Annotated in this window: 14 protein-coding genes and 1 tRNA gene; 8 read left to right on the top strand and 7 right to left on the bottom strand. The window is 36.9% G+C overall.

From position 1 onward, the window contains the following. Positions 1-9 precede the first annotated feature (9 nt). Positions 10-549: a hypothetical protein gene (locus AC3CAU_RS07965; RefSeq protein WP_447054235.1), complete on the top strand. Its 540-nt coding sequence runs from the start codon at positions 10-12 to the stop codon at positions 547-549. Between the two features lie 37 nt (positions 550-586). After that, the gene (locus AC3CAU_RS07960) at positions 587-937 is read left to right on the top strand and encodes a hypothetical protein (protein ID WP_447054234.1); all 351 of its coding nucleotides are present in this window, start codon (positions 587-589) and stop codon (positions 935-937) included. Positions 938-1,093: 156 nt separating this feature from the next. On the opposite strand, the gene AC3CAU_RS07955 is transcribed toward AC3CAU_RS07960, so the two are convergent. Then, positions 1,094-1,357 (bottom strand): hypothetical protein, encoded by a 264-nt coding sequence (locus AC3CAU_RS07955; RefSeq protein WP_447054233.1) that lies wholly within the window; start codon positions 1,355-1,357, stop codon positions 1,094-1,096. 107 nt (positions 1,358-1,464) lie between these two features. Further along, on the bottom strand, positions 1,465-2,355 hold the full coding sequence (locus AC3CAU_RS07950; RefSeq protein ID WP_447054232.1) for a YagK/YfjJ domain-containing protein: 891 nt from the start codon (positions 2,353-2,355) through the stop codon (positions 1,465-1,467). A 588-nt stretch (positions 2,356-2,943) separates the two neighbouring features. On the opposite strand from AC3CAU_RS07950, the gene AC3CAU_RS07945 reads away from it, so the two are divergent. Next, positions 2,944-3,876 (top strand): hypothetical protein, encoded by a 933-nt coding sequence (locus AC3CAU_RS07945; RefSeq protein ID WP_447054231.1) that lies wholly within the window; start codon positions 2,944-2,946, stop codon positions 3,874-3,876. A gap of 55 nt (positions 3,877-3,931) precedes the next feature. On the opposite strand, the gene AC3CAU_RS07940 is transcribed toward AC3CAU_RS07945, so the two are convergent. Beyond that, positions 3,932-4,981: a hypothetical protein gene (locus AC3CAU_RS07940; protein ID WP_447054230.1), complete on the bottom strand. Its 1,050-nt coding sequence runs from the start codon at positions 4,979-4,981 to the stop codon at positions 3,932-3,934. A 235-nt stretch (positions 4,982-5,216) separates the two neighbouring features. On the opposite strand from AC3CAU_RS07940, the gene AC3CAU_RS07935 reads away from it, so the two are divergent. The 5 genes from AC3CAU_RS07935 (at position 5,217) to AC3CAU_RS07915 (ending at position 9,291) form a co-directional block, all read left to right on the top strand. Beyond that, entirely contained in the window at positions 5,217-5,504 is a 288-nt protein-coding gene (locus AC3CAU_RS07935) for a pyocin activator PrtN family protein (protein ID WP_447054229.1), read from the top strand. A gap of 20 nt (positions 5,505-5,524) precedes the next feature. Beyond that, positions 5,525-5,791, top strand: coding sequence for a helix-turn-helix transcriptional regulator (locus AC3CAU_RS07930; protein WP_447054228.1), 267 nt, complete (start codon positions 5,525-5,527; stop codon positions 5,789-5,791). Between the two features lie 185 nt (positions 5,792-5,976). After that, positions 5,977-7,509: a recombinase family protein gene (locus AC3CAU_RS07925; protein WP_447054227.1), complete on the top strand. Its 1,533-nt coding sequence runs from the start codon at positions 5,977-5,979 to the stop codon at positions 7,507-7,509. A gap of 2 nt (positions 7,510-7,511) precedes the next feature. Then, positions 7,512-8,420 (top strand): ParB/RepB/Spo0J family partition protein, encoded by a 909-nt coding sequence (locus AC3CAU_RS07920; protein ID WP_447054226.1) that lies wholly within the window; start codon positions 7,512-7,514, stop codon positions 8,418-8,420. Next, positions 8,407-9,291 (top strand): plasmid partitioning protein RepB C-terminal domain-containing protein, encoded by an 885-nt coding sequence (locus AC3CAU_RS07915; protein WP_447054225.1) that lies wholly within the window; start codon positions 8,407-8,409, stop codon positions 9,289-9,291. Before AC3CAU_RS07920 ends, AC3CAU_RS07915 begins: the two co-directional genes overlap by 14 nt. 110 nt (positions 9,292-9,401) lie before the next feature. Here AC3CAU_RS07915 and AC3CAU_RS07910 read toward each other — a convergent pair whose 3' ends face one another. The 4 genes from AC3CAU_RS07910 to dld all read right to left on the bottom strand — a co-directional run bounded on the left by AC3CAU_RS07910 (position 9,402) and on the right by dld (position 14,887). Beyond that, positions 9,402-10,616, bottom strand: a complete 1,215-nt coding sequence (locus AC3CAU_RS07910; protein ID WP_447054224.1) for a tyrosine-type recombinase/integrase — start codon at positions 10,614-10,616, stop codon at positions 9,402-9,404. 169 nt (positions 10,617-10,785) lie between these two features. Then, positions 10,786-10,875 (bottom strand) — tRNA-Ser (locus tag AC3CAU_RS07905). A gap of 97 nt (positions 10,876-10,972) precedes the next feature. After that, the gene (locus AC3CAU_RS07900) at positions 10,973-13,006 is read right to left on the bottom strand and encodes an FAD-dependent oxidoreductase (protein ID WP_447054223.1); all 2,034 of its coding nucleotides are present in this window, start codon (positions 13,004-13,006) and stop codon (positions 10,973-10,975) included. A gap of 183 nt (positions 13,007-13,189) precedes the next feature. After that, positions 13,190-14,887: a D-lactate dehydrogenase gene (gene dld, locus AC3CAU_RS07895; RefSeq protein WP_447054222.1), complete on the bottom strand. Its 1,698-nt coding sequence runs from the start codon at positions 14,885-14,887 to the stop codon at positions 13,190-13,192. Positions 14,888-14,935 lie beyond the last annotated feature (48 nt).

Raw genomic sequence — 14,935 nt, 5'->3', positions numbered from 1 at the left:
ATACTTAAAATGCAAAAACTAATCATTACATCACTTTTAACGTCTGTATTTTCTGCCTCTGCTTTGGCTGGCATGCCTTCATTGACATTTGAAGGCAAAAAAATAACGGTGGAAGACACTCGGGCCTCTTTAATTAAAAAGCTGGGTAAACCAACGGATGGAAATAACACATACAGCTATTGGAATAAATCTAATTACTCCATCAGTGCAAGTTATGACCAATATGGTTTAAAGCATTTCAGCATTGACCAGCTTCGCACTACGCCATCAGTAAATATCATTCAAGTCAATGGAACAAAATTTTATCTGGGCAAAGACAGTTTAAAATCGGCAGTGGCCAAATTGAAACAAGGCTGTTTTAATCTGTTAAACACCAAATTCAATTCAGACTATTCATTCATTGTCCGCGATGGCGCAGAGGGTGAAATCAACGTTGAGTTGAAAGCAGAGTATGTCAACCAAAATAAGTCAGCATCGCTGAACAAACCCATTTATGGCGTAGTTTTCAGTTATGATGAGCTTGATTCAAGCGACGGCTGTAATTACTAGATTAATCAAAAAACAATCAATCACCACGGAACTTAATATGAAAAAATTAAATCTATGCCTCATCCTATCATTTGGCGTGTTGTCTACCTTCCCTGTACTTGCTCAAGCAAAAGAAGCCACCTGTCAAATTGATGAAAGTGGTCAAACACGTTACAAAGGGAAATGTAATTTTCAGCCTCAAGGCGGTGGCAGCTTTTATATCAGCCATCCTAACATCTCTAAAAAATTAAAAGTCGAAGGCCTTATGGTGATGGTTGAAGGCAAAAATCAGGCTGTTGTCCAAGCGACGAAATTAGGGGGTGGCGGTTCAATGTGGGGTGAAGCAGTTCGTTCTCAAAAACAAAAAGCTTGTTGGGTTGGCAGTGACTTTAAAGTCTGTGCTTGGTAATCACTCAGCTTAAGTAAACTGTCTACGATGGCTAAATTACAAACTCGCTAAAAAAATAAGGGAATACATTTTCCCTTATTTCTTTTTTGGAAGTAACAAAGAATTCCCTAACTCCTTAAAGAAATCCAATATCCCCTCTATCTCACATATAAATAACTACTGGAAATTACGATGGCAGTTATGACAATGAAAAAATGCCACAGGCTGTTGTGGCTTTGGCTGCTGTATAAAACTATCAATCACCCCGCCGATTAACGCACCAGCAAGTCCACCTAAGATCGGTGAAAATGGTGTAGGAAGGCTTTTGGCAAGGCTTGCTCCAATTCCAGCACCCGCAATTGAAGAAAAACTAGAACTATCTGACTGAGCTGTTTCACGGCTCACATTTTCGGAATGGCAATACGGACACGTAATATTCATAAGATATACCTCTTGAAATGAAAAGGCTTATCAATTGATAAGCCTTTGAATGTGTAAATAAACATTCACTGTTCATGTAGATGATGTATATCTATTATTTTTTGGGATCAACGCTGTGACATCCCAAAGGTTCTCATTTTCTTTGACGTCTTTACTCTTAAATGTTGTCCCTTGGTCGACCTTAACAAATATGCTAGCGTTGAACGCATCTTCTCGACTTGATAAGTTAGGTTACTATAAATGATCCCAACTCCAATCATATCTCGTTTTTCATAACGGCTCAGATACTTACGATCATGGCAATTGAAATAGCACCCTTGATCATCCGTTATCTCTTCCCATAATTCACCGATAGCTTTTGCAATACTCCATGCCCCTGTACGATCTCTTTCATCAAATATCAATGCTATGTGGCAATGATACCCTTTGGATGCCCCTTGCTCTAAAGCCCATACCAGTAGAAGTAAATCATCTCCATATCGGGACCGATTAATTCGTCTGCGTAGCTTTTCTAAATCATATTCTACTTGCAGAATATCAGGATTCTGGACATAGGCTAAATCTACTCGTACCACCAATAGAGCTTGGTAATCCTCAACTAGTTCTAATAATCGATTATCTAAACGCTCTGCATTCAGACTTTCATTGTAGCGATGTTGGCACATATCATTCTGATAAATTTCTTTGGTTTTACTAAAGTCACTTTGCCATTCTTTGAATGAACTCTGTTTTAAACGTTTGTATAGGTCTATAGGAGAATCTAAATCCAACTGGTAGTCATACATTAGGGTGCAAAATATTTTTATTATACTTGAATAGCTAAAGTCAGGATTATAAATTTCGGAAAACTCGAATAATAGATCACAGAAGTTCCCATAGAAAGATCTGGGTTGTCTGGTCGCAATTAAGCAGGATTGAATGAACTCTTCAATTTCGATGGTTAAGATTGCTTCGTTGTTTGTTTTTAATGATACATCTTTATTAATTCGATGAGACATGGTCACTTACCTATAGTTTAGAACTATATGAAGTGGCTAATCTGTAATAAATTACTTTTAGGGGTATGAGCTTACTAAGTGAGATATTGGTTATTAGATTATTAATTCATAGAATAATACTTAAAATATTTGAATAAGGTTATATTTTATTAAATTATAAACAAAGTCATTACACTCAACCTATAAAGCATAATAAAAAACTAAAATCCTACTTACAAGTATTGCAGTACAATGGTTTTAATCCTGCTCATCAGCATAAATCATAAAAAAATATAAATAAAACTCTGTTAAAGTTATCCGATAGAAATTAAATATACACTAGACATTAAAACTCAAAATAAATTAAAATATAAACCATCAATTATTTATTTTTAAGTTTTTAAAAATTCCGTATTATTATATATTTCCTACACCAAATTCTGGCTGATAGAAAAAAGCTTAAAAAATAGCCAAACTCCATACTTTTTTAATTATTAAAATATTATAAAAAAATAAACAGAAATTGACAGATATCGTTCGATAAACTCACTTGAAACCTAGCCACATTTACAATAAATTTTATGGAAATCTTATTGTAAGGAACAAACCATGGACTCAATAAAGCATTGTAATGCACTGATCAAGCTAATTAAAGATTTTCATAATGAGGATATTGTTTGGTTATCACATGTGCTTAATAAAGAAAAGCTTATATATGATTTAAGAGTTAAGAATGTAGAAAACAATGACATTGAACTTATAGAAATGGATATTAAAAATATAAATTCATCTAAAAATTTAAATGAAATTAAAATTAATCTTATTAAAGAACTTTCAAATACTAGAGAGGATTATGCAAAGGATTTTATTTATTACATTAATAAATACAAAGATGATTTAATAATACGTGGTCGAAATTTATCTCAATATAAATCAGATAGACGGCTTTTAATTTACGCACTATATAGGATAAAAATTAGAGATAGGGAAATTTCACGATTAATCAACTCCATCTCCAACCCATATATTCGGTTCCTTTATATTATTTTCACCTTTAGAGAATACTACCGTGACAACCGTGAACTTGATTATATTGAAGAAGCCTATTCCAAGCTTATTACTGAAAAATCATTACACTTTAAAAAATATGATCACCCTGAATTCTATAAATGGGCTAAAAAATATATGGATGAAGATCGGGAAAATTTTAGAGAATTTAACAAATCTCCACTTATGCCTCTTGAAGACTCTGATTTCGGTGTCGTTGTGAATTCAATTTTTGATGTAATGTATGTTGAGAACATTCACATCTACACAGCATTAAAAGAGAAACTAAAGAATGCATGGTATCAAAAGGTGTATCGCGCTAAAAATAAAGGCAAAGCTCACCACTATTTCTTAACAGATAAAGCACTAGATAGCTTAAAAATACTTGCATTAAAGCACAACAAAACTCAAGAAAAGATGATTGAGCATTTAATTAATAAATGTTTTACGGAAGAATGTGCTGATTATTCAGGGCAATCGATGTATTCCTCTTAACTATTCCCAAGTATAGTAATTGCATTAATTTTAAATAAGCTTGTACTCTCCTATTCTAGGGTACACGCTTATTTAATTTTTTTAACTTATTATTCGAGATGGTTAAAGCTTCACTAAAGCTCTCAGGTATACCAAATCCACTACGTAAAGAGTGCTCAAAACCAGGCAAAAATAAACTATACTTTTCTTTTGACATTTCTTCAAAAATTAATTTTATAAGTATATAAAAACTATCAAACCGAAGAGAGTGGTTATAAATAGCTCTTGCTTTAATTTTAAATCCATAAATACTCATTTTTTGACTTGCAATCTCAGCACAAACATCTTCAATATCTTCCTCTTGATCAAAAACAAATTTATTGTCCTCAAACTTTTGTCGATAAAGCGTAAGCGTACCATTTTTTGCATGTGCTTCATAAAAAATCCAACTTCCCATCAATCCAGGACAATCAGGAGTACTTTTTAATAAGAGAGAATTATTGGATAGTATCTCACTCAAATTTTTTAAGTATTTATTTATCTCTCTTTTATTATCAATTTTGACCTGCGTTATACTTTTATGAAGGTTTTTTAGAATACCTCCTTCTTTTTTTAGGTATTTATTTTTCAACAATTCAAACTCACAAAACAGCATAGCACGAACAAAATCTTTTTCTATTTCTTTTGTTTTAGTCTGGTCTACATTTTTAAATAAAAATTTATCTGATTTCAAGATTCCCATGACTAAGAATTTATGAAAACTTGAAAAAGCTGTGCTATCAAAATCAAAATATAGAATTTGAGCAACTAACTTATATACTACTTCTCTTTCCCTAGTAGATAATTTGTATTCTAGATTTAATTCACTTAGGTCACTTATGAATTCATCTTTTAAAAAACCATTATTAACCACCTCATAAATCAACTCATTTAATATAAAATCTAACTTTATATTAAATTCTTCATATGACTGAGAGTAGTTTGCTAAAATCTCTATTCCACACAATATAAAATGTTGATATATCTCTGCTTTAATCCCATGATGGTTTCTTGCTGAATTTATATAATCAATTGTACCCAAAAGATCTGGATAGAAAGCATTCTTTTCATCAGAAAAAGTAGACATGGAAGCAACATCATACAAAAACAAATAATCCAAGATATTGATTGCTATGTTCTGGGATTCGGTCCGTCTAGGCATAAGTCATCATTTAAATAAAACACCCCTTTTACGACATTGTCTACAATTTCATTTTTTTTACAATGACTCTCATAACGCAGAATCAAAAAGTTGTTAGGAAATAACCTCCTTTTTTGCATCCTGCTTTAGCTTGTGCTTAACAAAACTCAATGGAGTCACTATGTATCACTTAAACACTGCTGATTACTTATTTCTTAAATTTCGTTCAACACTAATTAAATTGGATGACGTGTGTAAAGAGTTTTATCCTCATCTGTGTAAAGAAAAAGTACTGGAAAAAGCACGTCAACAAAAATTCCCCTTTGCTTGTTTCAGAATTGACGAAAGTCAGAAAGGTGCTTTTTTTGTAGAGATTCATGAATTGGCTCAAGTACTAGATGACATTTATAAAAATAGTTATCAGAGCTTTCTGTCTGCTACACAAAAAGCGATTAATTCAAAAATTTAATACAGAATAGGGAGAATAAAATGTTAGAGCCTCGTTATCGTGTAAAGGATTTAGTGAATTATCCTGAACGACCTGCTAAAGATTATATTGACCGGAGTGGTCGCCATCGTCGATTGTCACATAAACCTGCAACAAAAGGTTTGTTGAATATTGCGGAATCCACTTTTTGGAAAATGATCCGTCGTGGCGACTTTCCAGAGCCGACCTATTTAACAGCAAGCATGCCGACTTGGTCTGAAAGTAAGATTAATGCTTGGCTTGAACAAAAAATGAATACAGCGGCATAAATAAATGACCTGTCACAGACAGGTCTATGTTTTTCATTTATCTATTTTTCCCTAACATAACTTTTATTGCATTACAAAAAACTAACTGACATACCTCTATAATAGTTTCATTTTATCTTGAAGCTAGTTCCTTCACTAAATGTACCCATTCAATCCATCCACTAAATAACAAAAACAGTGATGATATGAAAGTTCGTGCCGCTGCCTATATGCGTATGTCCACCAGTGAACAGGTAAACTCCATAGAAAATCAGCTATCTTATATTATAGATTATGCTACGTTAAATAATATGCTGATCGTTAAGGAGTATAGAGACTCTGGTAAAAGTGCTCTGACTTTTAAAGATCGCCCAGCAATGCAGCAACTGCTGTCCGATATATTTAACCAGCAAGCAGATTTTCAGATTATCTTAGTTTATGACATGAGCCGTTGGTCCCGTGCTCAAAATACTAAGGAAAGTATAGTCAACCAATATCTATGTGAAAAAAATGGTGTCCGACTAATCTGTTGTCAAGGTAACGGACCTAAATATGATAATTATGAGGACAATCTTGGTGCAGAAGTAGGTGAAATGTTTGACCGTCACGCTGCAGCACATTTCAGTAAAAGTTTATCTCTGCGTGTATTCCGTGGACAATGTCATTTAATTAAACAAGGATATAGACAGGGTGGTCCTGCTGGTTTTGGCCTGCGTCGTGTACTGATTGATGAAAATGGGGTTGAAAAACTTACTTTGAAACGTGGTGAGTGGAAAAGTATTCAGACTGATCGCGTGATCCTTCGTCCCGGCCCAGATGACGAAACTGAGATTGTTAATCAGATTTACCAATGGTTTATTGAAGATAATAAAACTGAACAACAGATTGCTAACCTTTTAAATGCACAAGGAATTAGAACTGATCTGGACAGACCTTGGACAAGAAGTACTGTATATCAAATTTTAATTAATGAAAAATATATCGGAAATAACGTCTTTAACCGCTCTTCAGCACGTCTGAAAACACCGAGAAAACCAAATCCGTTTGAACAATGGGTAAGAAAAAATAACGCATTTAAAGCGATTGTGCCTTTAGAACTATTTATGAAGGCACAGCAAATCAGACTGAACCGTTCTCAAAAAATAACCAAGGAACAAATGCTGAAACTTTTAAAAATATTATTGTCCAGCAAGGGAACCTTATCCGGGCTTCTTATTGATGAACAAGATAATATGCCTTCTTCCTCAACCTACCGTACTCAATTTGGAAGTTTACTCAAGGCTTATACTTTAATTGGTTTTAATCCCGAACGGGATTATCGTTATATTGAGATCAATAAAAATCTGAGAGTCTTTCATCAGCAACTTCTAAATCAGATTATAGACAAGATGGAACAACATGGTGCAGAAATTGAACTCTGTAATAATCACCTGATCCATGCCAATCATGAAATTTCCATCTCAATTATTATTTCACGCTGCATTGTCAAATCCCCGCATCAAAAACAGTGGTTATTTCGCTTTGAAAGTAGTCTGAATCCAGACATCACTGTCGCTGTTCGCATGCAACCAGATAATCATCATGTTCTGGATTACTATATTTTTCCGCATCAGAATTTCAGTAAAGAAATTTTGAAAATCAACTCCCATAATCAATCTGGACTGGATGTCTATCAATTTAAATCACTGGATTTCCTATACAGGCTTGTGGCCCGAGTTCCATTAGCTGGAGTAAGTTAATTATGCAGGAACTTGATCAAATACAATTAATTCCAATCAATAAAATTAATATTCTTAATCCGAGAGTTCGCAGCCGTAAACAGCACCAAGCAATTGTTGACAGTATCAAAAAAACTGGTCTGAGAAGACCAATTTCAGTAAGACTTAGAACTGATCAGAACCATGAATTTGAATATGACCTTATCTGTGGTCAAGGTCGAATAGAAGCTTTTAAAATACTTGGACAAGATGAAATATGGGCATGCATTCTTGATATAACCGAAGATCAATGCATGATCATGAGCCTTGTAGAAAACATTGCACGATTTAATCACTCTTCTATAGAACAATTAAGAGAAATTGAAGCGCTACGTAAGCGAGGCAACTCCCATCAGAATATTGCAGAAAAAATTGGTACGACAGAAAGTTGGGTTCGAATGGTTTTATCCCTACTGGCCCGTGGTGAAAGTCGATTGCTCGCTGCTGTTGAAAATGAAACGATCCCTATTGGGCTTGCGATAGATATTGCTCGCAGTAGTACCGCTGAAATTCAAGACTTACTGACTGAAGCACTTGAAAACAAAAAAATCCAGCCAAGAAAAGTTGCAGCTATTCGGAATATTCTCGATAAGCGAGAAAAGGGATTAAAGGCTCAGCCACAGAATAACGTATTTGGTCGAAATTCAATCAAATCAAATAAAACCAGTATAGAAGAATTATACAAAATCTGTCAGGAAGAAGCAGAAGAACATGAGTTATCTGGAAAAAAAGCCCAGCTCTGTCAAGAAACCTTAATCTTTCTAGGACACGCTTTTAAAAAACTCATCACCAATCCTACATTTTATTCTTTATTACAACAGCAAGGCTTTTCTCAGATCCCCCAGATATTACAGCATCTCATTGATAATGGATTAACCTATGAAGAAGAATAACCCACCTATTAAAGCTGCTTTTAATCCTCGTATCTATTTTATCGAGATTAACCAAATTACACCCTTGAAAATTTTTCACTCAAAGTTTAAAACCAGTAAAAAATATCGGCAAATATTGCAATCCGTAAAGGCTATTGGTTTAGTTGAACCATTAATTGTTTTTCCTGATCCTCAAAAAGAAAATAACTATTTACTCCTTGATGGGTATTCTAGATTAATTGCCCTACAGTCTTGTGGACAAACACAAGCCAAATGTCTGATCAGTACTCTAGATGATACCTATAGTTATAACAGTAAAGTTAACCGGCTCGCATCCATACAAGGAGTTCACATGATTATTCGTGCCATGAAGGCCGGTGTTCCCGTTAATGAACTGGCGCATGCGCTTAATCTAGCCCCTCAGACCATTATTAATAAATTTAATTTACTTACAGGTATTTGTGACGAATCTATTAAAATCATGGCTGATCAGGAAGTACCTTTAGGAGTTTTTCCATTCCTAAGACAAATGAAAAAACTTCGACAGCTTGATGTTGTAACATGCATGAAGAATTTACAGGATTTTTCAGTTAGACATGCCCGATTTCTAAAGGACACCAGTAATGAAAATGAATTAATCCCACTTAAAAATAAAAAAAATACTGCAGCTGATACTGCTAGTATGGCGCAGCTTAAACGCGAAATCTCTAATCTCAGAATTAAACAGAAAAATATTTTTCAAACATTTACCATCGATAGCCTCAAACTAACTTCGATCAAACATTTTATTAAAAGACTCTTGAATAACGTAGAAATTGTTAAATGGTTAGCCGAACATGAAAATGAATATCTGATAGAGTTCAATAATCTTGTCAACAATGACAAAATATAGAATCGACACTATTTAAATATAGTCATACCGACATCTGGTATGAAATAGTCAAAACTGGATTGTCTAGATTAAATTACATTTAAACAATTCAGTTTAAGATTTTTTATTCATTAACCAATTTGATCTAGCAGGGATTCTAAATAATCTGCCCACTCCTGCATCATCTCTCGACGATTATTTAAAAACTTAGTTCGATTATAAGCAGTACCATTATTGTCTTTCACTTTATGTGCCAGTTGATGTTCAATAAAATCTACACGTTGTTCTAGAATCTCATCGAGCATGGTACGGGCTGTTGCTCTTAAGCCGTGTGCCGTTTGCTTCCCGCCATATCCCAAACGTTTCAATGCCGTGTTAATAGTGTTGTCTGACAGATAGGTTTTAGAATCACGTCCGACAAATAGATATTCACTATGCGGATACAAATCAATAATCGACTGTACCAATTCAAATGCTTGATCCGATAACGGAACCACATGCTGTTGTTTGGTTTTACTGGCGATGAATTTAAAGCACCGCTCTTCTGGATAGTAGTAAGACTTTTTAAGCTTACGGATTTCTCCAGGTCTCTGAAAAGTCAAAACTGAGAGCTTTAAGGCAACTTGCGTGGTGATCAAACAGCGTGCATGTAATTTTGAATAATTCCAGATTTTATTCAGCATCGGTGCTAAATCCTGTTCTTCTGTGACCGCTGCAAAATTACCCCCTTGTGGATTGGGTAATTCAATATCTTCGATGGGATTATATTGAATGAGTTTCTTTTTACGTGCTGATTTAAAAATTTGGTTTAAGTCTGACTTTAAGCGTTTGGCAACCGATAAGGCTTCACGGTTAATAATACGCTGGAATACTTTTGCTTCTAATACCTCTACAGTCAGTTGTGGGAAGCTCATATCGCCTATATAAGGATAGGCATCATGATTTAAACGACGAAGTGTTTCTTCATCCTGTTTACCTTCCAATTCTCGTTTTTTAAGCCACTCTGCACTGACTACACGAAAGGTATGCTCTGCTTCTTTCTGTTTTTGATTCTTGGTTTCTAAACGTACTGTCGCTGGATCAATCCCTTGTTTGATCAATTTCTTATAATCGTCACGGACTGTACGTGCTTCTTCCAAGGTGACTTCTGGATATGTGCCTAATGATAAATCGTTGCGTTTCGCAATGTAGGGCCGTGTATAGTTAAATATCCAGTATTTTTTACCATTAGAGTCAATACGCAGGTATAGGTTTCCCCCATCAGGAAGCTTATACATTTTATCAGGGTTCGCTTTTGCCTTTTTAACCTGTAAGGCAGTCAGTTTATTGATTCCACGTGCAGTCATAACGTATAAACAAAAAAAATGCAGTAAGAGATAATCTTACTGCATTTTTTACTACTTTATAACCGCTCATTGACGTCGTGTGTCATAGCTTGCTATATCGTTTGTTTCTAATTTTAACCTTATAAATCAATTATTTATATAGTGTTAAACAGTGTCAGAAACTTCAATGTGGCGGAAGCGGTGAGATTCGAACTCACGGAGGACTCACACCCTCGTCGGTTTTCAAGACCGGTGCATTAAACCGCTCTGCCACGCTTCCATGTGCGCCATAATACGGATCTTTTTAAAAACTGACAAGTAAAAATTACAACTAAACCATTCAAATGAATATTGTTTCGCCAAATTAACTTAAAAAATCATAATTTGGCTGCTAATTCCGCACCCTCGCGGATTGCACGCTTTGCATCAAGCTCTGCAGCCAGTTTGGCACCGCCAATAATATGGTAATTCGCCAAGGTAAATTCATCGTCATTCGGCATGATGTCTTTTACCGAATCTTGCCCGGCACAAACCACAACAGTATCTACACGTAACAGTTGATCATAGCCGTTAGTTTCGATCCATAAGCCCTCATTGGTAATAGATTTATATTGCACCCCACGTAGCATCTTCACTGCATGCTTTTTCAATTGCGCACGATGCACCCAGCCTGAAGTTTTGCCTAAACCCATACCCAGCGGTGTCGTTTTACGTTGCAATAAATAAATTTCGCGAACAGGATGATCTACTTCAGCAGCTTGCATGCCACCTTCAGAAATATAGTTCGGATTTGGATCAATACCCCACTCACGTTGCCAGTCTGCCAAGGGCTGGGGTTGCGGCTGATGTGCCGGTTTTAATAAAAATTCCGACACATCAAAGCCAATACCACCGGCACCAATTACGGCAACTCTATGACCCACTGGAGCGCCGCGCAACACCTCTGCATAAGACAAGACTTGAGGTGCCTCAATACCTTGAATTTTTAAACTCCGCGGTACAACACCTGTTGCAACAATGACTTCATCAAAGCCTTCGCGTTCAAGCTGTTCACGGTTCACTCTGGTATTTAAGCGAAGCTCTACCCCTGTTTTTTCAATTTGAACTTTAAAATAACGAATGGTTTCGTGAAATTCTTCTTTACCCGGTACCACTTTAGCTAAGTTAAATTGCCCGCCAACCTCTGTTGCAGCTTCAAACAAGGTAACTTTATGACCGCGACTTGCCGCCACCGTTGCAGCAGACATTCCTGCCACACCCCCACCAATAACAGCGACCTTTTTAGGTGTTTTGGTTTTTAAATAAACCAGCTCAGTTTCATAGGCAGCGCGTGGATTCACCAAACAGGTTGCCAGTTTATTTTTAAAAGTATGATCTAAACAGGCCTGGTTACAGGCAATGCAGGTATTAATTTCATCAACACGATTGGTCGCTGTTTTATTGACCCAGAAAGCATCTGCCAAGAATGGGCGCGCCATCTGCACCATATCTGCTTTTCCAGCAGCTAAAATGGCTTCGGCTGTTTCAGGCATATTAATACGGTTAGATGCAATCACTGGAATTGCGACATGCTTTTTCACTTCTGCGGTGTAGTCTGCAAATGCAGCACGCGGAACTGAAGTCACAATGGTGGGAATGCGTGCCTCATGCCAGCCGATACCGGTATTCAGCAAGGTGACTCCTGCCTTTTCCAGAGTTTGAGCCACTGTAATCACTTCCTGCATGGTATTGCCATCATGCACCAGATCAAGCATCGACAGGCGGAAACAGATAATAAAGTTTTCACCAATTTTTCCACGAATCGCTCGTACAATTTCTACTGCAAAACGCATGCGGTTTTCAATGTCACCACCCCAGCGGTCATCGCGGATATTGACATGGCGGCTTAGAAACTGGTTCAGCAAATAACCTTCAGAACCCATGATTTCCACACCGTCATAGCCGGCTTTTTTAGCAATACTGGCAGTATGAGCATAATCCTCAATAGTATCCAGAATCTGCTTTTCGCTCATTTGACGCGGTTTAAATGGTGAAATCGGTGACTTGATTGGGCTGGCAGAAACCACAAAAGGCTGGTAACCATAACGGCCAGAATGCAGAATCTGCATCAAAATTTTTGCACCATGCTTATGTACTGCATGGGTCACTAAACGATGTGGCGCCACATCGCCCAAATTGTTCATGGTTCCCCCAGCCGGCAGTAACCAGCCTTGACGGTTTGGTGAAATTCCGCCAGTGATAATCAGCCCCACACCGCCTTTTGCACGTTCCCCAAAATATGCCGCCAATTTTGGATAGTTATAAAATCGGTCTTCCAGACCGGTATGCATAGAACCCATCACGACACGGTTTTTTATGGTCGTAAAGCCCAAATGTAGCGGTTTTAAAATATTTGCATAGCGAGTTGTCATGATGAATCCTTAATTTATTGGCTTTGCAACTTGTTGCATACTACTTTACCTATTTTTATTTATTTGTTTATGACATCTTTGCAACATTGTCTGACGAAACAGTCAATTTTCCATAAAAAAGGTGCAGTTTTTAGACTGCACTACAGATAAAAACCATGATTATTTATATTTTAATTCTAGGTTTTAACTCCAACCTTTTAATTTGGAGGTATGGCCAATCCCGACATTAAAACTATTGGTGGGATCCAACTTTTGATAATGATTTTTGAGTGCAGGCTTGGCCACATATAAATGTCCGACATTATGCTCGGCAGGATATTCGGCCCCACGTTGATCCAGTAAATGCCACATTTGATGTTCTATCGCTAAAGGATCAACACCTTTTTTCACAATATAGTCTTGATGGAACACATGACATAAAAAATGACCATAATACAGTTTATGGATAATCAGCTCATCCATTTCCTTAGGCAAAGTTTCGACCCATTCACGGTCGTTACGCCGTAAAGCAATATCCAAGGCGACAATGTCTTCCACTTCACTACGATGGGTATCGCGATAACGAATGGCTGCGCCTGCAACGGCAAAACGATGTAAAAAGGCTTTACGCCCTTCTTCTTCAGTACAGAGAAAATAATCTCCCGTGTTAGAGGTTAAAAAATAATGTTTTAAAAATTGCTGAACCTGTGCCACATCCTGATTTTCGATACGCAACACCAAATGATGCTCATACAGATCACGAAATTCATTCATGCGTTTCGGCAAATGCGATGGCAAAAATTTGCTTACCAGTTGCAAGACTTTATCTGACAGCCCTTTCATGCCGATTTTTTCCAAGTAGCCATCGACTTTATCTTTCATGGCGAAAGCAGCGGGTACTTTGGCAGTCCCGAATTTCTCGATAAACATGAAAGCATCTTTACCATATTCGGCGCCAATATCATAAGCGACACGGTGAATATACTCTCCTGCAATCGGCAGGCGCGGTAAGTCTTTCAAAAGGAAACGGCGGATTGCGGTTAAATCTTCTTGGTTATTGGTACCAACATAAAACACCTGACTGGGAATTTTTTCAAAAGTGTCCAGACGTACCGCAAAAACACAAACTTTTCCTGCCGAACCGGATGCTTCAAACAAGCGTGATGGATCGGCATTAAAACGTGCCGGAGTATTTTCATCGACCTGAGTGACATCATGTGCATAATGCTGATCTGAGGCACAAAAATTAGCATCATCTTGAATATCATTCATCTGATATTGCTGATTCTCTAATTTTGATAAGATTTCTTCGGGGGTGGTTCCTAAATTCATGCCTAAATGATTGACCAGTTCAAGCTGTCCTGAATCATTCACTCGTGCATACAGCGCAAGTTCAGTATAAGCCGGCCCACGGCGAACCAAGGCTCCACCCGAATTATTACAGACTCCACCTAATACTGACGCACCAATACAGGATGAACCAATCACGGAATGTGGTTCACGATTAAACGGTGCCAGCTGCTTTTCTAATTTATCCAAAGTTGCCCCAGGCAAACAAACCACTTGTTTTGCATCATTAATCACTTGAATGCCAACTAAACGCCGAGTGTTGATGAGTATTACAGGACGATCATAATCATCACCAAAAGGCGTTGAACCTCCAGTGAGTCCAGTATTGGCTGCCTGCATAATCACAATACTGTCAGCCTGAACAGCAATTTGTAATACCTTCCATTGCTCAACTAAAGAACCAGGCACCACCACCGCCAGAACCTTACCTGATCCGTAACGACGACCTTGACGATATAAACGGGTGTCATTTTCATCGGTCAATACATGTTGCCTACCGACAATATTAATGAGTTTTTGAATAGTGTGCGGTGCAGCTGATTGCGTGAACATATTTCCAATCCTTTTCTAAAGTCCTTTTGAGCTACTCACTGCTCTTTT

The sequence above is a fragment of the Acinetobacter sp. GG23 genome (genome assembly GCF_057766365.1).
This window is presented reverse-complemented; position numbering and strand designations above follow the sequence as displayed.